This is a genomic window from Neoroseomonas marina (assembly GCF_012927745.1).
In the GTDB taxonomy this organism is placed as follows: Bacteria; Pseudomonadota; Alphaproteobacteria; order Acetobacterales; family Acetobacteraceae; genus Neoroseomonas; species Neoroseomonas marina.
Window position 1 is genome coordinate 95,251 of record NZ_JABBKX010000003.1, and the last position, 18,566, is coordinate 113,816.

The window sequence follows — 18,566 nt, forward strand, 5'->3', positions numbered from 1 at the left end:
GCCGCCATTCAAGAAGAATTCTTCGCAACTACGCTGCCCCCATCCCGCGCTGCCGCATCTGCGCTATCACCGCCCCCGGTCATGGACATGCGCACGCAGATCCGCCGGAAGGCGCTCGAAACCGGCTTCGATGCCGTGGGCTTCGCGCGCGCGCATCTCGGTCCGGAGGTGCGCGAGCGCCTGATGCGTTTCCTCGCCGCGGGGCGACATGGCTCGATGGGCTGGATGGAGGACCGCGCCGAGCAGCGCGCCCATCCCCGCGCCCTGTGGCCCGAGGCCCTGTCCGTCGTCGTGCTCGGCCAGAACTACGGGCCGGAGGAGGACCCCCTCGCTTCGCTCGATCATCGCGACCGGGCCACGGTCAGCGTCTACGCCCGCAACCGCGACTACCACGACCTGGTGAAGAAGCGGCTCAAGGTGCTCGGGCGGTGGATGGCCGAACGCTGGCCGGGCGCGGGCATCAAGGTCTTCGTCGACACCGCCCCGGTCGCCGAGAAGCCGCTGGCCCAGGCCGCCGGCCTCGGCTGGCAGGGCAAGCACACCAACCTCGTCTCGCGCTCGCACGGCTCCTGGCTGTTCCTGGGCGAGGTCTTCACCACCCTGGACCTCGGGACCGAGGATGCGGAGACCGATCACTGCGGCTCCTGCCGCGCCTGCCTCGACGTCTGCCCGACCGCGGCCTTCCCCGCGCCCTATGAGCTCGACGCGCGGCGCTGCATCTCCTACCTGACGATCGAACACCGCGGCCCGATCGACCCCGCGCTGCGGCCGCTGATGGGCAACCGCATCTATGGCTGCGACGACTGCCTCGCCGTCTGTCCGTGGAACAAGTTCGCGCAAGCGCACCGCGAACCCGCCTTCGCGCCACGGGCGGCGCTGCGCGCCCCGCTGCTGGCGGACCTCGCGGCGCTGGACGACGCGGCCTTCCGCGCGCTCTTCTCGGGCAGCCCGATCAAGCGCATCGGGAGGGACCGCTTCGTGCGCAATGTGATGATCGCGATCGGCAATTCGGGCGATCCCGCGCTGCGCCCCGTCGCGCAGGCCCGCGCGGAGGACGCCGATCCCGTGGTGGTGGAGGCCGCGCGCTGGGCGGCGGAAAGGCTGGAGACAACGGCATGAGGGATGACGCGGCGCTGGTGCTGTTCTCCGGCGGGCAGGATTCCGCCACCTGCCTCGCCTGGGCGCTCGACCGCTACGGCCATGTCGAGACGCTCGGCTTCGACTACGGCCAGCGCCACGCGGTCGAACTCGAATGCCGCGCGGCCTTTCGCGCCACCATCCCGGCCATCAATGACGATTGGACACGGCGCCTCGGCCCCGACCACACGCTGCGCCTCGCCGCCCTCGGTGAGGTGTCGGAGACCGCGCTGACGCGGGAGGCCGAGATCGCCATGGGCGCGGAAGGCCTGCCCAACACCTTCGTCCCCGGCCGCAACCTGCTGTTCCTGACGTTTGCGGCCACCCTCGCCTATCGCCGCGGCCTGCGCCGGATCGTCGCCGGCATGTGCGAGACGGATTATTCCGGCTACCCCGACTGCCGCGACGACACCATCAAGGCGCTGCAGGTGGCGCTGAACCTCGGCATGGAACGGCGCTTCGTGCTCGAGACGCCGCTGATGTGGCTGTCCAAGGGGCAGACCTGGCGACTGGCCGAAAGCCTGGGCGGGCAGGACCTGGTGGCCGCGGTGGTCGAGCACACCCATACCTGCTATCTCGGTGACCGAACCCATCGCCACCCCTGGGGCTACGGCTGCGGCACCTGCCCGGCCTGCGAATTGCGTGCCCGGGGCTGGCATCACTACGCCTCGGAGCGGCTATGACCCTGTCCCCCCGCGCGGAGGGCTTCCTCGCGCTCATCGGCTTCGGCCTGTGCATTCCGGCGGCCAACTGGCTGATCGGCCATGCCGGCACCTATTGCGTGCCGAACGGTCCCTGCCTGGTGCCCGTCGCGCCGGGCGTCATGGCGCCGTCCGGTGTCCTGATGATCGGCCTCGCCCTGGTGCTGCGGGACCTGGTGCAGCGCCGGCTCGGCGTGGGCTGGGCGGCGGGCGCGGTGCTGGCCGGCGCGGCGCTCTCGGCGCTGCTGGCGCCGCCGGCGCTGGTGATCGCCTCGGCCGTCGCCTTCCTGATGAGCGAATTCGCCGACCTCGCCGTCTACACCCCGCTGCAGAAGCGCGGCCTGGTGCTGGCGGTGGCGGCGAGCGGCGTGGTGGGGCTCGTGGTCGACAGCCTGGTCTTCCTCTACCTCGCCTTCGGCAGCCTCGACTTCCTCGCCGGCCAGGTGATCGGCAAGGCCTGGATGGTGCTGATCGCCCTGCCCTTCGTGCACCTGCTGCGCCGGCGCGACGAACGCCGGGGCGTCATGCCGGCCTGATGACGGCGCCCGCGATGCTCGGCTAGGCTCCGCGGGGTATGGACGGAAGCAGGCGGGCATGAGGATCGCGCGTCGTTCCCTGGCGATGGTCGGCCTCGCGACGCTGCTCGCCGGATGCGTGCCCCCGACGCCGCCGGCCCCGCCCCCCTCGGCGGCCGAGCCCCCGCCGTCCCTGCCCGCCCTCGGCAGCATCGCGGCCGCCGGAACCGTGCAGTTGGTCGACACCGCCACCCGTCAGGTGCTGGTCCGCATGACGAGCGGCGGCACGCTCCATGTCTCGCCGCCGGACGATTACCGCGGCCTGGGCAGCCTGCAGCCCGGCACCCGCGTCATCGTCGAATACGATTCGCGCGGTGTCGGCCATGTCGCCCTCGCGGCCCGGCGCGGTCCGCGGGACCGCATCCGCGCCACGGTGCGGGAGATCCAGCGCGGCGGACAGCACATCGACCTCGCCAGCAGCCAGGGCACGACGCAGATCTTCGAGGTGCCGGATCGCAGCATGATGGCCTTCGTGACGCGCCTGCGAGCCGGCGACGAGGTCGCGATCACGGTGCTCGACCAGCGCTAGCCACGCATGTGGATGGGCGCGTCCGACGCACGTGCCCCGCCGGGGGGGCTTTGCCGGGAAGGCCCGAAGCCGTAGCCTTCCCCCATCCGATGCAACACCAACGCCCGAGGAAGGGCGGCGGCACGCCCGTTCGGCATGCCGCGGAGGGATGGAAGGCAGGAATGACAGACATCCGTTATCTGGCGCCGAGCACGCTCGATGAGGCGGTTCGCGCCTTCGCGGCGGCCTCGGGCGCCGCGCGCATCCTCGCCGGCGGGACCGACCTGCTGGTGCAGATGCGTGCCGGGATCGCCAAGCCCGGCACCATCATCGACATCAAGAAGATCCCGGAACTGACGGCGATCGAGGATCTCGGCGGCGGCGCCTACCGCATCGGCGCCGCGGTCTCCGGCGCCGTGCTCGCCGAGCACCCGACCTTCCGCAAGGCGTGGCCGGGTGTGCTGGAAGCGGTGAACCTGATCGGATCGAAGCAGGTGCAGGGCCGCGCCTCGCCCGGGGGCAACCTGTGCAATGGCTCCCCCGCCGGCGACAGCGTGCCGGCCATGGTCGCCGCCGGCGCCGTCGTGACCATCCAGGGCCCGAACGGCCGGCGCGATCTGCCGGTCGAGAAGGTCCCGGCCGGTCCGGGCCGGACCACCCTCGCCCCGGGCGAGATCGTCGTCGCCTTCACCCTGCCGCAGCGCCCGAAGGGCTCGGGCGACGCCTATCTGCGCATGATCCCGCGGACCGAGATGGACATCGCGGTGGTGGGCATGGGCGTGAACCTCACGATGGAAGGCGGCGTGGTGAAGGCCGCGCGCGTCGGTCTCGGTGCCGTGGCGCCGACCGTGCTGCTGGTCGAGGACGCGGCGAAGGCGCTGATCGGCACCAAGCTCGACGACGCGGCGCTGGAAGCCGCGGCGGCCGCCTGCCGCGCCGCCTGCAAGCCCATCAACGACAAGCGCGGCACCATCGCGTACCGCATCAAGGTGGCCGGCGTGCTGCTCAAGCGCACCGCCGCGATCGCGGCGCGCCGCGCCGGAGGGAACTGAGCCCATGTCCAAGATCCACGTTTCCACCAGCGTCAACGGGGAACCGGTCGAGTTCCTCTGCGACGCCTCCGCCTCGATGCTCGACGCGCTGCGCGGTCCGCTCGGCCTGACCGGCACGAAGGAAGGCTGCGGCACGGGTGACTGCGGTGCCTGCTCGATCACCGTCGACGGCCGCCTGGTCTGCTCCTGCCTGATGCTCGCGGTCGAAGCCGAAGGGCATGAGATCGCCACCATCGAAGGCATGGCCCAGGGCGAGACGCTTCACCCGCTGCAGCGCAAGTTCCTCGAGATGGCGGCGCTGCAGTGCGGCATCTGCACGCCGGGGGTGCTGATCTCGGCCCGCGCGCTGCTCGAGAAGAACCCCGACCCGACGGAGGAGGAGGTGCGCTTCGGCCTGGCCGGCAACCTCTGCCGCTGCACCGGCTACGACAAGATCGTGCGCGCCGTTCTGGAAACGGCCGCTGAGATGCGGGAGACCGTGCGATGAATGACATGACGAACAAGTGGATCGGCCAGCGCACGATCCGCCCCGACGGCGCCGACAAGGTGACCGGCCGCGCGCAGTACAGCGCGGACTTCGCCATGCCCGGCATGATCCACGCCAAGATGCTGCGCAGCCCGCATGCCCATGCGCGCATCCGCGGCATCGACACCTCCAAGGCCGAGGCCCTGCCCGGCGTGAAGGCGGTCGTCACGGCGAAGGACGTGGTCGACTTCCCGCTCGACAAGTCCGTGATGCTCGGCATCCAGGACATGCGCTGGATGTGCCGCAACGTGATGGCGCGCGAGAAGGCGCTGTTCCACGGCCACCCCGTCGCCGCCGTCGCCGCGATCAACGAGGAGGTGGCGGCCGCCGCCTGCGCGCTGATCGAGGTCGACTACGAGGTCCTGCCCCACGTCATCGAGATCGAGGACGCGATCAAGCCCGACGCGCCGATCCTGCATGAGTGGAACAAGTTCGAGGGCAAGCCGTCCAACATCGCCGGCACGATGGTGCTGAAGACCGGCGACGTGGAGAAGGGCTTCGCCGAGGCGGACGTCGTCATCGAGCGGACCTTCACCTCGCGCCCCGTGCACCAGGGCTACATCGAGCCCCACGCCTGCACGGTGTCCTACGCCGCCGACGGGCGCGTGACCATCTGGTCGTCCTCCCAGGGCCAGTTCATGGTCCGGGCGATGACCTCGCTGCTCACGGGCGTGCCCCAGAGCAACATCCGCGCGATCCCCGCCGAGATCGGCGGCGGCTTTGGCGCCAAGACCATCGTCTACCTCGAGCCGATCGCGGTCCTGCTGTCGAAGAAGTCGGGCCGCCCGGTGAAGATGGTGATGACGCGCGACGAGGTGCAGCGCGCGACGGGTCCGGCGCCGGGTTCGCTGTCCACCGTCAAGATCGGCGCCAGGAAGGACGGCACCATCGTCGCCGCCCAGGGCACCTTCTACCTGCAGGCCGGCGCGCTGCCCGGTTCGCCGCTGCGCGGGCCGGTGGGCTGCTCCTTCGCCGCCTATGCCATCCCGAACGTTCTGTCGGTCGGCTACGACGTCGTGTCGAACCGCTCCAAGGTCGCGGCCTACCGCGCCCCGGGCGCGCCGCTCGGCGCCTTCGCGACCGAATGCGTGCTGGACGAAATCGCCGAAAAGCTCGGCCTCGACCCACTCGAGATGCGCCTGAAGAACAGCGCCAAGGCCGGCGACAAGGCGATCTACGGCCCGGTCTTCGGCGAGGTCACCTTCAAGGAGACGGTGGAGTCCATCCTCCATCACCCGCACTACAAGGCGCCGCTCGACAAGAACCCCTCGCCGGGCGTGAAGCGCGGCCGCGGCGTCGCGTCGGGCTTCTGGTACAACGCCGGCGGTGAATCCTCGGTCCAGGTGAACATCACCGAGGACGGCAACGTCGTCGTCACCACCGGCCATCCGGATGTCGGCGGGTCGCGCGCCTCCATCGCCAATGTCGTCGCCGAACTGCTCGGGATCGATCATTCCCGCGTCTCGGTGCTGATCGGCGACACGATGACGATCGGCTTCTCCAACCTCACCGGCGGCAGCCGCGTCACCTTCGCCTCGGCGATGGTCGCGACCGCGTCCACCGAGAAGGTGATCGGCCAGCTCAAGGAGCGCGCCGGCAAGATCTGGGGCATCGACGCCGAGGCCATCAAGTGGGAGGACGGCATGGCGCTGCCGGCCGGTGACAATGCTGGCAAGTTCCCCCCGCTCTCGCTCAAGGAGCTCGCCGCCAAGGCGAACGAGATGGGCGGGCCGATCGGCACCCAGGTCCAACTCAACACCACCGGCGCCGACCCCGGCTTCGCCACGCATTGCGTGGATGTCGAGGTGGACGTCGACCTCGGCATCGTCCGCGTGCTCCGCTACACGGCGGCGCAGGATGTCGGCCGCGCGCTGCACCCCGGCTATGTCGAAGGGCAGATCCAGGGCGGCGTCGTGCAGGGCATCGGCTGGGCGCTGTCGGAGGAATACCTCTACGACAAGAACGGCCGCGTCGATAACGCGTCCTTCCTCGACTACCGCATGCCGGTCTGCTCGGACGTCCCGATGATCGATCCGGTGGTGATTGAGATCCCGAACCCGAAGCACCCGCAGGGCGTGCGCGGCGTGGGCGAGGCACCGATCGTGCCGCCGCTCGCGGCCATCGCCAACGCCGTCCATGACGCGCTCGGCAAGCGGTTCTACGCGCTGCCGATGTCGCCGCCGCGCGTCTCGGAGCGGCTCGAGCAGCCGTAAGGCGCTCGGCTCGCCGGGGGAGGCAGCCCCTCCCCCGGCCCCCGCGCGGTCAGTCCGCGCGGATGTTGTTGTCGCGGACCACCGCGCCCCACTTCGCCACTTCGCGCTGCAGGAAGGTCGCCAGGCCCGCCGGGTCGGACATGACGAGGCGTGCCTGCTGCGTGTCCTCCATGGTGCGCCGCACGTTCGGCTCCTGCAGGGATTCCTTCAGCGCGGCGTTCATGCGCGCGACCGCGTCCTGCGGCGTGCCGTGCGGGGCGAAAACACCCCACCAGGCCTCGGCCTCGAGCCCCGGGATGCCGGCTTCGGCAACCGTCGGCAGGTCCGCCAGCGCGGGCAGGCGCTGCGGGCCGAACTGCGCGAAGGTCCGCAGCGTGCCGCTGCGCGCATGCGGGTGCACCACGGCCGCCGAGCCGATCATCATGTCGACATGGCCGGCCACGGTGTCGTTCACGGCCAGGCCGCCGCTGCGATAGGGCAGATGAGTCATGCGGGTGTCGGTCCGGCCCTGCAGCAGCACCATGGTCAGGTGCCCGATGGTGCCGTTGCCGGTCGACCCGTAGGACACGCCGTCCGGCTGCGCCTTGGCGCGGCTGACCACGTCCGCGATCGAGCGGAACGGCTTGTCCGGCTTGCAGGCGAGCACATAGGGCGCGCCGCCGATCAGCATGACCGGATCGAGGTCGCGATCCGGGTCGAAGGGCAGTTGCGGCAGCAGCGCCTTCAGCGTCGCATGGCTGTCGAAGGTCAGCAGCCAGGTCTGGCCGTCGGGCCGCGCCTTCGCCACCGCATCGGTGCCGATGGATCCGGCCGCGCCGGCACGGTTGTCCACCACGACGGGCGCGCCGAGGCGCTGCGTCAGGCCCGGTGCGACGAGGCGCGCGACGGCGTCGGTCGATCCGCCCGGCGCGAAGGGCACGACGATGCGGATGGCGGCACCCTGGGCGCGCACGGCGGGCGCGGCGAGTGCCGCGCCGGCGGCGCCCATCAGGACGCGGCGGGTGATGTGGGACATTGGATCGTCTCCCCGGTTGGTCTTGCCGCAGTGATGCGACCGACCGGGGCGCGGGGCAACCCCTCAGGCGAGGTCGGGCAGGTCGAGCACGGACGGATGGAACAGCGCCTCGGGCTCGATCTGTTGCGCGGCGAGGCCATCGGCCACCGCGTAGCGGATCATCGCCGCGATCTCGTCGCGGTTGCGGCGGAAGCCGTAGGGCCAGGGATTGCCGCCCATGGCGGCGATCTGCGCCTCGGCCTCGGCGGCGATCCAGGGCAGCGAGACGCGCAGCACGTTGACCAGGCGCAGTTCCTCGACCGAGGCCTTCTTCGCCGCGGCGAAGGCGCGGAACAGTTCGACGGGCAGCCAGGGATGGCGTTCCGCGATGTCCTTCCGCACGGCGAGGCAATGCATGATCGGGAAGAAGCCGGTCGCCTTGAACCAGGCCTGTTCCTCGGCCCGCGTATCGGGCCAGAGCCGATCGACCGGCGCCGAGCGGTCGAGGTAGCAACGCGGCGGGCGCGGGCCAATGAGCGCATCGATCTCGCCCGCTTCCAGCGCCGCTTCCAGGTCGCGCCCCAGCGGCTTCACATCGAAGCCCTCCGGCAGCGTGATCGCGACGCGCTCGCCGCCGGTGCGCCAGGCGATGGATTTCGTGTCGACGCCATAGTGCTCGCGGAGGAAACCTCGCACCCAGAGCGCCGCCGTCTGCTGGTATTCCGGCAGGCCGATGGTCCGGCCCGCGAGGTCGGCGGCCGAGCGGATGCCGCGGTCCGTGCGGACATAGACCGCCGAATGGCGGAAGGCGCGCGAGAGGAAGACAGGCACGCCGACATAGGGGCTGTCGCCGCGCGCGGTCGTCACGATGTGGCTGCCCATCGACAGTTCGGAGATGTCGAAGGCGCGGTCGCGCAGGGCGCGGCGGAAGATGTCCTCGGGCTCCCCGGGCAGGAAGGTGATGTCGCAGCCGGGGACGCGGAAGCGGCCGTCCATCAGCGGCCGCGTGCGGTCGGAAGAGGTGCAGGCGAGGGTCAGGCTGATCATGCTGTGGCGAGAGTGTCCGGCGTGAAGGGCATGGCGCGCGGCCGGATGCCGAGCGCGTCGTGGATGGCGTTGGCGATGGCCGCGACCGCGGGCGCGAGGGAGGCCTCCCCGGCGCCGAGCGGCTTCTCCTCGGGGCGCGGGATCAGCCGCGTCTCGACCGTGGGCACCTCGGAGAAGCGCAGGATCGGGTAGTCCTCCCAGCGCGTGCCCGTCACCGTCCGGCGGTCGAAGGCGACCTGTTCCTTCAACGCCATGGAGACGCCGTGGATCGCCCCGCCTTCATACTGGTTCATGACACCATCGGGGTTGATGACCTCCCCCACATCGGCGGCGATCCAGAGCCGGCGGCAGACGACGCGGTCCAGCGCCTCGATCTCGGCGGCGACGGCGCAATAGGCGCCGGTGTGCTTGTAGCGGGCATAGGCGAGGCCGAGGCCAAACCCTTCCCGCTTCGCGCGCCCGCGCCAGCCGCACATCTCCGCGGCCAGCGCCAGCACGTCGCGGCCGCGCGGATCGTCCAGGTGGCGCAGGCGGAAGTCGAGCGGGTCCTCGCCGGCCGCGGCGGCGAGGTCCTCCATCACGGATTCGATCGCGAGAACATTCACGGGCGCGCCAAGCCCCCGCAGCGCCGAACAGCGCAGCGGCATCTCGGCAATCCGCTTCAGCCCGATCGTCATGCGCGGGATGCGGTAAGCCGGGATGGCGTTGCGCTGCGCCCCACCGCCCGAGGCCAGCGGCGGATTGATCGCGTTCGGGATCCGCCGCGGCGGGTCCATGTACTCGACCGCGAGCAGCGTCGGGTTCGGATCGCGACCGGGGCGCGAGGAATGGCCGTGGCTGACGACCTCCTCCCGCCAGGTCGCGATGTTCCCGGCGGCATCGAGCCCTGCCTCGATCTCGACGACCATCGCCGAGGAGACCGGTCCCCAGCCGAGTTCCTCGGCGCGCGACCACAGCAGCCGCACGGGCCGCCCCGGCACCGCGTGCGCGGCGAGCGCTGCATCCAGCGCCACGTCGTCCGCCCCGTTGTGCCCGTAGCAGCCCGCCCCTTCCATGTGGCGGACGAGGATCGCCTCCTCCTTCATCCGCAGCGCCTTCGCGAGGTCGGCACGCAGGTTGTAGACCCCCTGGGTGTGGCTCCAGACCTCGAGCGTCCCGTCCTGCCAGCGCGCCACGGCGCAGGAGGTCCCGACCGAGGCATGGGTAACGTAGGGGCGGAAGAAGGTCGCGCGGATCGTCCGCGTCGCCGCCCCGGCGGCTTCGTCGCGCTCGGCGATGACGGCGTGATCACCGGGCGCGGCGCGAAGCCAGTCGGCCAGCGCGCCGGGGTCGGGCAGCGTGTCGGTCGCCTGCCAGGTGGCGCGTGCAGCGAGCCGTTCGGCCGCGCGCTCCGCGTCATGTTCGCTGCCCGCGACCACCGCGAGGAAGGACCCGTCGCGCGCGATCACCACGCCTTCGGGCAGCGCTCCCTCGCGCAAGCCCACAAGACGTGCCTGGCGGGCCGGCGGCCGCACCACGCGGGCATGCAGCATCCCCGGCAGGCGCAGGTCGTGCACGAAGCGTGGCGCGCCGAACACCTTGTCCGGCAGGTCGATCCGCGCCGCCGAGGTCCCGGCGATGCGCCGTTCACCCGGCGGCTTTGGGCGCGCATCGACCGGCGCCTCGCAGGCCAGCAGCGCCGCATCCGCCTGCGCCCAATAGGACCCTATTGCGCGGCCGTCCGGCGCGAGGAAAGCACCGTCCTCGACGCGAAGAGCCTCGACCGGCACGCCGCTGCGCTGGGCGGCGACCTGCAGATGGATCGCGCGCGCCGCCGCTGCCACGTGCCGCAGCGCCATGCCGCTGTCCTGGACCGATAGGCTGCCGGAGGTGACGCCTTCATTCGGGCTGTCCGGCGTCGCCGCGGCCTGCAGGCGCACGCGCGCCATGGCGACGTCGAGTTCCTCGGCCACGATCTGCGCGAGCGCGGTCAGGATCCCCTGCCCCAGTTCGACCTTGCCCGGCGTGACGACGACATGGCCGGCGGCGTCGAAGGCCAGCCAGCGATCGAGCCGCGGATTGGTCGCGAGGTTCCCCGGCAGCTTCCCCGGCGGGGCCGCACGGCGGTCGAGGTCGCTCATGCCCGCATCTCCGCCGCCGCGCGCTGCACCGCGCGGATGATCCGGTTGTGGCTGCCGCAGCGGCACAGATGCGGGTCGAGCGCCGCGCGGATCGCCGCGTCGTCCGGATCAGGCTCGCGCGCCAGCAGCGCGGACGCCGCGACGATCATGCCCGACAGGCAGAAGCCGCATTGCCCGGCCTGTTCCGCCAACAGCGCGGTTTGCAGCGCATGCGGCGTGTCGGGCGAGCCGAGCCCCTCCACCGTCGTGACGCTGCGTCCCGCAGCCGACGACGCCGCGATGGCGCAGGCATAGGCCGGCGCGCCGTCGACCAGCACGGCGCAGGCGCCGCATTGTTCCGCGCCGCAGCCATAGCGTGGGCCCGACAGGTCGAGCGCGCCGCGCAGGACATGCAGCAGCGCCTCGTCCTCCGCCGCCTCCACCGACACCGGCTGTCCGTTCAGGGTGAAGGCGACCATGGCGGCCTCAATTCGCCTGGATGCCGGCGATGCGGATGCCCTCGGCCTGGCGGGCGATGTCCTGGCGCAGGAAGCGGTCGAAGGCGGCGACGTCCATCGGGTTGACCAGGGCACCGGCACGCTGCTGCGCCTCCCGCGTCGCGGGCAGGCCCATGATGCGGTTGACCTCGGCGTTCAGCCGTTCGCGGATCGGCATGGGCGTCGCGGCCGGCGCCATCAGGCCGAGCCAGATGCTGGCCTCGTAGCCCGGCAGGACCTCGGCGACCGTTGGAACGTCCGGCAGCAGCGGGCTGCGCTGCGGGCCGGTCGTCGCGAGGGCACGCACGCGCCCGCCGCGCGCCTGCTCGGCCATGGTCGGGATGGCGTCGAACATCATCGGCACCTGGCCGGCGATCAACGCGGTGCGCGCCTCGTTCGACCCGCGGAAGGGGATGTGGGTGATCTCGATGCCGGCCATGGCGCGGAACACCTCGCCCGCGACGTGATACGGGGTGCCAGGGCCGGAAGAGGCGTAGTCGACCTTCCCCGGATTCGCCTTGGCGTAGGCGATGAGCTCCTGCACCGAATGCGCGGGCAGCGCGGGATGCACTGCCAGCACATGGTGCGCGACGTTGATGAAGGCGACGGCCGAAAGGTCCCGCATGAGGACGTAGGGACGGTTCGGCAGCAGCGTCTCGTTAGCCGTGTGGGTATTGGACATCAGCAGCAGCGTGTGCCCGTCGGGCGCCGCCTTCGCGACCGCATCCGCGCCGATCGTCCCGCCGGCCCCGGGCCGGTTCTCGATCACAACCGGCTGACCGAGCGCCTGGGCCAGCGGCTCTGCCAGAAAGCGGCCCGCCACATCGGCGGAACCGCCGAGCCCGAACGGCACGATCACGCGGATCGGCCGCGACGGCCACGCCTGCGCCATCGCGGCCGGCGCCAAGGCCCCTGCCGAAAGCGCCCCGAGCGCGAGCGCCGACCGCCGTCCGATCATCCCTGAACCCTCCGTCCCTCGCGGCCAATTGTGGGCGGCCGGCGGGCGCGCGCAAGGGTCAGCCCGGGACCCAGTCCGGCGCCGGCATGGCGCGGTAGGCTTCCCGCAGGCTGTTCGACCAGCCTTCGCGCACCAGCCGGAAGTACGGCTCGTCCTCGGTGATACGCTTGCGCAAGGCGACGGCCTGCGTGTCCGCCCGATAGACCAGCAGGTCCAGCGGCATCCCCACCGTCAGGTTCGACCGCAGCGTCGAATCCATGCTGATCAGGGCGAGCTTCACGCCGTCGACCAACGTCGTCTGCGGCGTGACGGCCCGGTCGAGGATCGGCTTGCCGTATTTGTGTTCGCCGATCTGCAGGAAAGGCGTGTCCTCGGTGGCCTCGATGAAGTTGCCCGCGGCGTAGATCATGAACAGGCGCTGCGGCTGCCCGCCGATCTGTCCGCCGAGCAACAGCGCCACGTCGAAGGCGATCCCCTGGGCGCGCAACGTCGGCCCGTCGGTGTCGAAGACGGCCCGCACCGCGGCGCCGACCAGCTGCGCGGCGCGGAACATGGTCGGCACATCGCGCAGCGTATGGGTCTGGCCGTCCAGCCAGATGCCCTCCTGGAGGCGATTCCACACCGCCTGGCTGATGGCCAGGTTGCCGGCCGAGAGCAGCGCGACCACGCGTTCCCCAGGCGCTTCCTCGACATGCATCTTGCCGAAGGTGGAAATGTGATCGACGCCCGCATTGGTGCGCGTGTCGGACAGCAGGACGAGGCCCTCGTTCAGGTAGAGCCCGACGCAATAGGTCATGGAAGGTGTCTCCGCCGCCGAGAGACAACCAGGGACGGCGCCGCGTCAAGTATGCAGGGACGGACGATCCCTCGATAGCGCCCTCGCAGGGGCGCTCCGCCTATGACGACGGTCCCAGAAGCCTGATGAAGACCAGGACCAGAATGACCAGCCAGCACCAGGCGCTCATGAAACGCCAGAAATTGACGTCGGCGAACTCGCTGCGCCTGACCTCCCGCTCGATCGCGACGATCTGGTCGTCGGTCAAGTGGACGCGCAGCCCGAAGGTCCGGCGAAGGTCGGCGAACAGGCGCAGATGCCAGGTTCCGGCGATGCCCCGGCAGAAGTCGGAGAAGCCGATCCCGGCCCGGTGCCTTTTCCAGTAATAGCGGCAAATCAGGATGTCCGCCGCCCAAGCGATGACGAGGATCGCCATCGCCGCGGCACACCATTGAAGGAGCTCCGCGGGCACGCTCAGGCCTGCAGATAGAAGCCCTGGATCTGCCGTCCGAGTTCAAGGTTCCGGTCGATGGTTGCGGTCAGGAAGTCGTGCAACCCACCGGCCATGACATCCGCGATCCGCCCGAAGCGCAGCCGGGCGTGCATCTCGCCCGCGAGGCGATGGCATTCGCCCTTCCGTCCGCCATGCGACGCCGCGATGCCGTCCAGCGTCTCCTCGATGCGGCCATAGCAGGCGACCATCGATCGCGGCAGTTCCGGGCGCAGGATCAGAAGTTCGGCGATGCGGCGCGGCTCGAGCCGCGAGTGGTACACCCAGTGATAGGCCCGCAGCGCCGAGACGGAACGCAGGATGGCCTGCCACTGCAGGTAGCCGACGGCGCCGTCCTCCTCGGTCCCGCCCAGCGCATGGTGGTGCACGTCGAGCACGCGTGCCGTGTTGTCCGCGCGTTCGAGCATCGTGCCGAGGCGCACGAAACGCCAGGCCTCGTCGCGCAGCATCGTGTCGGCATAAGCGCCGTTGAACAGGACGGTGCGGCTCTTCACCCAGTCGAGAAAGACCGGCAGGTTGTCCGGCGCGAAGGTCTGTTGGGTGCTGCGACGGGCCTCGGACCAGGTCTCGTTCACCGCTTCCCACATGTCCACGGTCAGCGCGGTGCGGACCTGGCGGCCGTTGCGCCGCGCCGCCTCGATGCAAGAGATGATCGAGGACGGGTTGGACGGATCGGCCGCAAGGTAGCGGACGACGGTCTCCTGCGTCGCGACCTGCCCCGTCTCGCGGAAACCCGGTTCACAGCCGGAGGCGATCAGCAGCGCCCGCCAGGCGCTGTCGCGCTGGGCGACGTCGCGGGTGAGGCTCGCCATGCGGAGCGCCACCTGCAGCCCGCGCGCGTTGTTGCCGGCGCGTTCGATGTAGCGGCCGAGCCAGTAGAGGCTGTCAGCGGTGCGGCTCAGCATCAGCCCGCCTCCCCAACCGGCGTCGTGATGTCGGCGGGGTCGTCCTCGAGCACCCAGGTGTCCTTGGTCCCGCCACCCTGGGAGGAATTCACCACCAGCGAGCCCTCGCGCAGCGCGACGCGGGTCAGGCCGCCGGGGACGATCCGCACTTCCTTGCCGCAGAGCACGAAGGGGCGCAGATCGACATGGCGGGGCGCGATCCCCTTGTCGACCAGCGTCGGCACGGTGGACAGCGCCAGCGTCGGCTGGGCGATGTACTCGGCGGGCTTCGCCCTGATGCGGGCGGCGAATTCGGCGCGCTGCTCGGCGGTGCTGTGCGGGCCCACCAGCATGCCGTAGCCGCCCGACCCATGCGTCAGCTTCACCACCAGCTCGTCGAGGTGGTCGAGCACATAGGCCCGATCCTCGTCCCGCTCGCACAGGTAGGTCGGCACGTTGGACAGCATCGGCTCCTCGCCGAGGTAGAAGCGCACCATCTCCGGCACGTAGGGGTAGATCGCCTTGTCGTCCGCGATGCCGCCGCCCGGCGCGTTCGCCAGCGTCACGTTGCCCTTCTTGTAGGCCGCCATGAGCCCCGGCACGCCAAGCACGCTTTCCGCCCGGAACACCTTGGGGTCCAGGTAGTCGTCGTCGATGCGGCGGTAGATGACGTCGACGCGCTGCGATCCCGTCGTGGTCCGCATGTAGACCACGTCCTCCTCGACGAAAAGGTCCGGGCCCTCGACCACCTCCACGCCCATCTCGTCGGCGAGGAAGCAGTGCTCGTAATAGGCGCTGTTATAGGACCCCGGCGTGAGGATCGCGACGCGCGGCAGGCCGCGGCAGTTGGGCGGGGCGACCGATTTCAGCGTCTCGAGCAGTTCCTCGGGGTAATGCCCGACCGGCGCGATGCGATGCCGCGCGAACAGGTCCGGGAAGAGGCGCAGCATCGCCTCCCGCCCCTCCAGCATGTAGGACACGCCCGAGGGCGTGCGGCAATTGTCCTCGAGCACCCAGAAATCGCCCGGCCCCGTGCGCACCACGTCGATGCCGGCGATGTGGGTGTAGACGCCGCCGGGCGGGACGAAGCCCTGCATCTCGGGGCGGAAGGCCTCGTTCTCCCGCACCAGGGCGGCGGGGATCTTGCCGGCCTTCACGATCTCCTGCCCGCCATAGACGTCGAGGAGAAAGAGGTTCAGCGCCTTCACCCGCTGCACCAGGCCCCGCGACAGCGCATCCCATTCGGCGCGCGCGAGGATGCGGGGGATGATGTCGAAGGGTATCAGCCGCTCCGGATCGCCACCTTCGCCGTACACCGCGAAGGTGATGCCGATCCGCTTGAACAGAAGCTCGGCCTCTCGCCGTCGTCGTTCCAGCGCCTCCTGGGGCGTGGCCGCGAGCCAGCGGGCAATCTCGGCATAGGGGCCGCGGACCAGGCCGTCGGCCGACATCTCATCGAAGGCGGGGGTCGTCGTGGTCACCAGCGCGAGGTCCTCCGGATGCGAGCCTCGCCGGGCGGGGCACCTCAGCGCAAGCCCGGCAAGGGTACCGGATTGGCCGCGCAGACGGCAGCTGCCCAGGAATCGGGCGCGGCGTGCCCCCTTATGGGCAGCGTCCGGCCCGCCTATCCTTGCCCCGACACATTGGAGGATCCGCATGAACGACGCAGCCGTGACCACCGCCGCCGATGCCATTGCCGCCGCCTTCGCGGGCGCGGGAACGAAGCGGCTGTACGGCGTGCCGGGAGGCGGGTCGAGCCTTGACCTCATCGCAGCGGCCAAGGCGCAAGGGCTCGACTTCGTCCTCGCCCGCCACGAATCCTCCGCGGTCATCATGGCGGCGACCGAGGCCGAGTTGTCCGGCACGCCGGGCTTCGCGCTCTGCACCCGTGGCCCGGGCGTGGGCAATGCGGCGAACGGGATGGCGCATGCCGCGCTCGACCGCGCGCCGGTGGTGCTGCTCGCGGACGGCTTCGCGGCACCGGAACGCGCCTATGCGACGCACCAGTATTTCGACCAGTCGGCCATGCTGGCCCCGGTGACCAAGGCGCAGCTGTCGGTCGGCCAGATGGCGGCGGACGAGGCCGCGCATCGCGCGATCGAGGCTGCCCTCGCCGCGCCACGCGGTGCGGCGCTGATCGAACTGACGGGCCGCGCCGCCCGCCAGCCGGCGGCCCTGCCGGCCGCCCTCTCCCGCCCCGTCGCGCCGCGGCCCGATGCCGCCGCCATCGGCGAGGCGCGCAAGGTGCTCGCCGGCGCGCGGCGGCCCGTGATCGTCGCGGGGCTCGAGGCGGTCGAGGCGGCACCGGAGATCCGCGCCCTCATCGCCGCGCTCGGATGCCCGGCGCTCGTCACCTACAAGGCGAAGGGCGTGGTCGCGGATGCCGATCCGCATTTCGCCGGCGTCTTCACCTGCGGCGCCGCGGAAGGCCCGGTGATGGATCGGGCGGATGCCATCCTGCTGATCGGCGCCGATCCGGTGGAGTTCATCTCCAAGCCCTGGCGCTGGTCCGTGCCGGTGATCGAGCTCGCCACCGCCCCGCGCGCCCTGCCCTACACCCCGCCGGCGGCGGCGCTGTCGGGCGCGCTCGCTCCGGCCGTCGCGGCCCTGGCCGAGGGCGCGCCGCGCTCGGACTGGACGGCGGCCGAGATCGCGGCGCTGCGCCAGGCCTGGCTCGCCGCGCTTGCCAACGACCCCCGGCGCGGGGCGGGCATCGGCCCGCAGCGCGTCGTCGAGATCGCACAGGAGGCCTGCCGCAAGGCCGGCTTCGATCCGCGCGTCGCGGTCGATGCCGGCGCGCACATGTTCCCCGCAACAACCTATTGGCAGTGTTCGCGTCCAGGGGACCTGCTGATCTCGAACGGCCTCGCCACCATGGGCTTCGCGCTGCCGGCGGCCCTCGCCGCCGCGCTGTACGACCCGGCGCGCGGGGCGCTCGCCTTCACCGGCGATGGCGGGCTGCTGATGGGGCTCGGCGAACTCGCGACGGCCGCGGTGCAGGGCGCGCCCGTCGTCGTCATCGCCTTCAACGATGCGACGCTCTCGCTGATCGACATCAAGAAGGATGCGCGGGACCTGCATGACGGCGCGCTGGGCTGGCCGCGGGCGGACCTGGCGGGGGTGATGCGCTCGCTGGGCGGCATCGGGCTCAGCGCGACGACGGAGGCCGAGTATGCCGCCGCCCTCGCCGAGGCCTGCACCGCCAAGGGCCCCGTGCTGATCGACGTCGCCGTCGACCCGTCCGGCTATCCGGCGCAGATCAAGGCGCTGCGGGGATGACCGCCCTGCTGCGTCGTCGGCTGCCGCTGCTCGCCGCGCTCGCCCTGCCCGCCCGGGCGGCGCAGGCGCTGGAGGAGCGGGCGGCGACGCAGTTCCTCTTCGGCCAGACGGCGGATGGCGGGCGCGGCGAGATGGCCTGCTCCGCCTTCAAGGCCTGGGGGCCGGACGCCGATGGCATCTTCGTCGTGGTCGTGCCGGACGGGCAGGACATCCGGGTCGCGCTGATGCGCGCCGGCGAGGACGGCGCGCCGCAGGTCGTGGCCGGGCCTGTCGCCGTCGAGCCCCTCACCATCGACCCGCTCTGGTCCTGCCTGATCGACATCGACGACCTCGCGCCGCTCGGCGGGCAGCGGGTGATCGCGGTGCGCCTTTCCAATTCCTACACCTCGACCGGCCGCAGCACCTCGACCGAGGCGCTGCACCTGCTGGTCCGCGACGGCACGGCGCTGCGGCCGATCTTCGCGAGCCTGCTCCGCGCCGCGCACAGCGAAACCGGACCGCGCGGCCAGCGCACGGGATGGGAACGGCGCTGGCGCGTCGTGCCGGTCGGCAGCCGACCTGGTGGCATGCCCGACCTGGTCGTACGGGACGTGCGCAACAACGCGCCCGTCAGCCGCCATCGCTGGACCGGCGAGGCCTATGCCCCGCCGGTCTTCGACCGCACGCCGCCGCTCGGCCCGGGCTGAAGCGCGGTACCGCGCGGGCTTCCGCGCGTGGCGGACGACGCCGTTCACCTCCCCGTCGAAGGCGCCGGCGGCCAGGTTTGCAAACGCCCTCCCCGGCTGGCAGCCTCGACCGAACGAAACAGGA

General features: G+C 71.3%; 18 protein-coding genes. 9 read left to right on the forward strand and 9 right to left on the reverse strand.

Going from position 1 to position 18,566, the window contains the following annotated elements:
- Positions 1-81: 81 nt before the first annotated feature.
- The 7 genes from queG (at position 82) to GWK16_RS10450 (ending at position 6,712) form a co-directional block, all read left to right on the forward strand.
- Entirely contained in the window at positions 82-1,119 is a 1,038-nt protein-coding gene (gene queG / locus GWK16_RS10420; RefSeq protein WP_211187315.1) for a tRNA epoxyqueuosine(34) reductase QueG, read from the forward strand.
- Entirely contained in the window at positions 1,116-1,820 is a 705-nt protein-coding gene (gene queC, locus GWK16_RS10425; RefSeq protein ID WP_170053913.1) for a 7-cyano-7-deazaguanine synthase QueC, read from the forward strand. Before queG ends, queC begins: the two co-directional genes overlap by 4 nt.
- Positions 1,817-2,374: a VUT family protein gene (locus GWK16_RS10430; RefSeq protein WP_168038797.1), complete on the forward strand. Its 558-nt coding sequence runs from the start codon at positions 1,817-1,819 to the stop codon at positions 2,372-2,374. Before queC ends, GWK16_RS10430 begins: the two co-directional genes overlap by 4 nt.
- A 58-nt stretch (positions 2,375-2,432) precedes the next feature.
- On the forward strand, positions 2,433-2,942 hold the full coding sequence (locus tag GWK16_RS10435; protein ID WP_170053914.1) for a hypothetical protein: 510 nt from the start codon (positions 2,433-2,435) through the stop codon (positions 2,940-2,942).
- Between the two features lie 161 nt (positions 2,943-3,103).
- A complete protein-coding gene (locus tag GWK16_RS10440) occupies positions 3,104-3,973 on the forward strand; it encodes an FAD binding domain-containing protein (RefSeq protein WP_211187316.1) in 870 nt (289 codons plus the stop codon).
- A 4-nt stretch (positions 3,974-3,977) separates the two neighbouring features.
- A complete protein-coding gene (locus GWK16_RS10445; protein ID WP_170053915.1) occupies positions 3,978-4,460 on the forward strand; it encodes a (2Fe-2S)-binding protein in 483 nt (160 codons plus the stop codon).
- A complete protein-coding gene (locus GWK16_RS10450) occupies positions 4,457-6,712 on the forward strand; it encodes a xanthine dehydrogenase family protein molybdopterin-binding subunit (protein ID WP_170053916.1) in 2,256 nt (751 codons plus the stop codon). Before GWK16_RS10445 ends, GWK16_RS10450 begins: the two co-directional genes overlap by 4 nt.
- A 49-nt stretch (positions 6,713-6,761) precedes the next feature.
- On the opposite strand, the gene GWK16_RS10455 is transcribed toward GWK16_RS10450, so the two are convergent.
- From GWK16_RS10455 to GWK16_RS10495, 9 genes are all read right to left on the reverse strand, one after another.
- Positions 6,762-7,727 (reverse strand): tripartite tricarboxylate transporter substrate binding protein, encoded by a 966-nt coding sequence (locus GWK16_RS10455; RefSeq protein WP_211187317.1) that lies wholly within the window; start codon positions 7,725-7,727, stop codon positions 6,762-6,764.
- Between the two features lie 63 nt (positions 7,728-7,790).
- Positions 7,791-8,753, reverse strand: coding sequence for an ABC transporter substrate-binding protein (locus tag GWK16_RS10460; protein ID WP_170053917.1), 963 nt, complete (start codon positions 8,751-8,753; stop codon positions 7,791-7,793).
- Positions 8,750-10,873 carry a molybdopterin cofactor-binding domain-containing protein gene (locus tag GWK16_RS10465; protein ID WP_170053918.1) on the reverse strand — a complete coding sequence of 708 codons (2,124 nt, stop codon included), beginning with the start codon at positions 10,871-10,873 and terminating at the stop codon, positions 8,750-8,752. The genes GWK16_RS10460 and GWK16_RS10465 overlap by 4 nt, the downstream gene beginning before the upstream one ends.
- Entirely contained in the window at positions 10,870-11,331 is a 462-nt protein-coding gene (locus GWK16_RS10470) for a (2Fe-2S)-binding protein (RefSeq protein ID WP_170053919.1), read from the reverse strand. The genes GWK16_RS10465 and GWK16_RS10470 overlap by 4 nt, the downstream gene beginning before the upstream one ends.
- A gap of 7 nt (positions 11,332-11,338) precedes the next feature.
- Positions 11,339-12,307, reverse strand: a complete 969-nt coding sequence (locus GWK16_RS10475; RefSeq protein WP_170053920.1) for a tripartite tricarboxylate transporter substrate binding protein — start codon at positions 12,305-12,307, stop codon at positions 11,339-11,341.
- 58 nt (positions 12,308-12,365) lie between these two features.
- Positions 12,366-13,103, reverse strand: coding sequence for a proteasome-type protease (locus tag GWK16_RS10480; protein ID WP_170053921.1), 738 nt, complete (start codon positions 13,101-13,103; stop codon positions 12,366-12,368).
- Between the two features lie 100 nt (positions 13,104-13,203).
- Complete coding sequence (locus tag GWK16_RS10485; protein WP_170053922.1) at positions 13,204-13,518, reverse strand: hypothetical protein; 315 nt, start codon at positions 13,516-13,518, stop codon at positions 13,204-13,206.
- Positions 13,519-13,556: 38 nt separating this feature from the next.
- Positions 13,557-14,498: an alpha-E domain-containing protein gene (locus tag GWK16_RS10490; protein ID WP_170053923.1), complete on the reverse strand. Its 942-nt coding sequence runs from the start codon at positions 14,496-14,498 to the stop codon at positions 13,557-13,559.
- Positions 14,498-15,958, reverse strand: coding sequence for a circularly permuted type 2 ATP-grasp protein (locus GWK16_RS10495; RefSeq protein ID WP_456306755.1), 1,461 nt, complete (start codon positions 15,956-15,958; stop codon positions 14,498-14,500). The genes GWK16_RS10490 and GWK16_RS10495 overlap by 1 nt, the downstream gene beginning before the upstream one ends.
- Positions 15,959-16,133: 175 nt before the next feature.
- Between GWK16_RS10495 and GWK16_RS10500 the strand changes: the two genes are divergently transcribed.
- Positions 16,134-17,756 carry a thiamine pyrophosphate-dependent enzyme gene (locus GWK16_RS10500; protein ID WP_170053924.1) on the forward strand — a complete coding sequence of 541 codons (1,623 nt, stop codon included), beginning with the start codon at positions 16,134-16,136 and terminating at the stop codon, positions 17,754-17,756.
- The gene (locus GWK16_RS10505; RefSeq protein WP_170053925.1) at positions 17,753-18,442 is read left to right on the forward strand and encodes a hypothetical protein; all 690 of its coding nucleotides are present in this window, start codon (positions 17,753-17,755) and stop codon (positions 18,440-18,442) included. The genes GWK16_RS10500 and GWK16_RS10505 overlap by 4 nt, the downstream gene beginning before the upstream one ends.
- Positions 18,443-18,566: the final 124 nt, after the last annotated feature.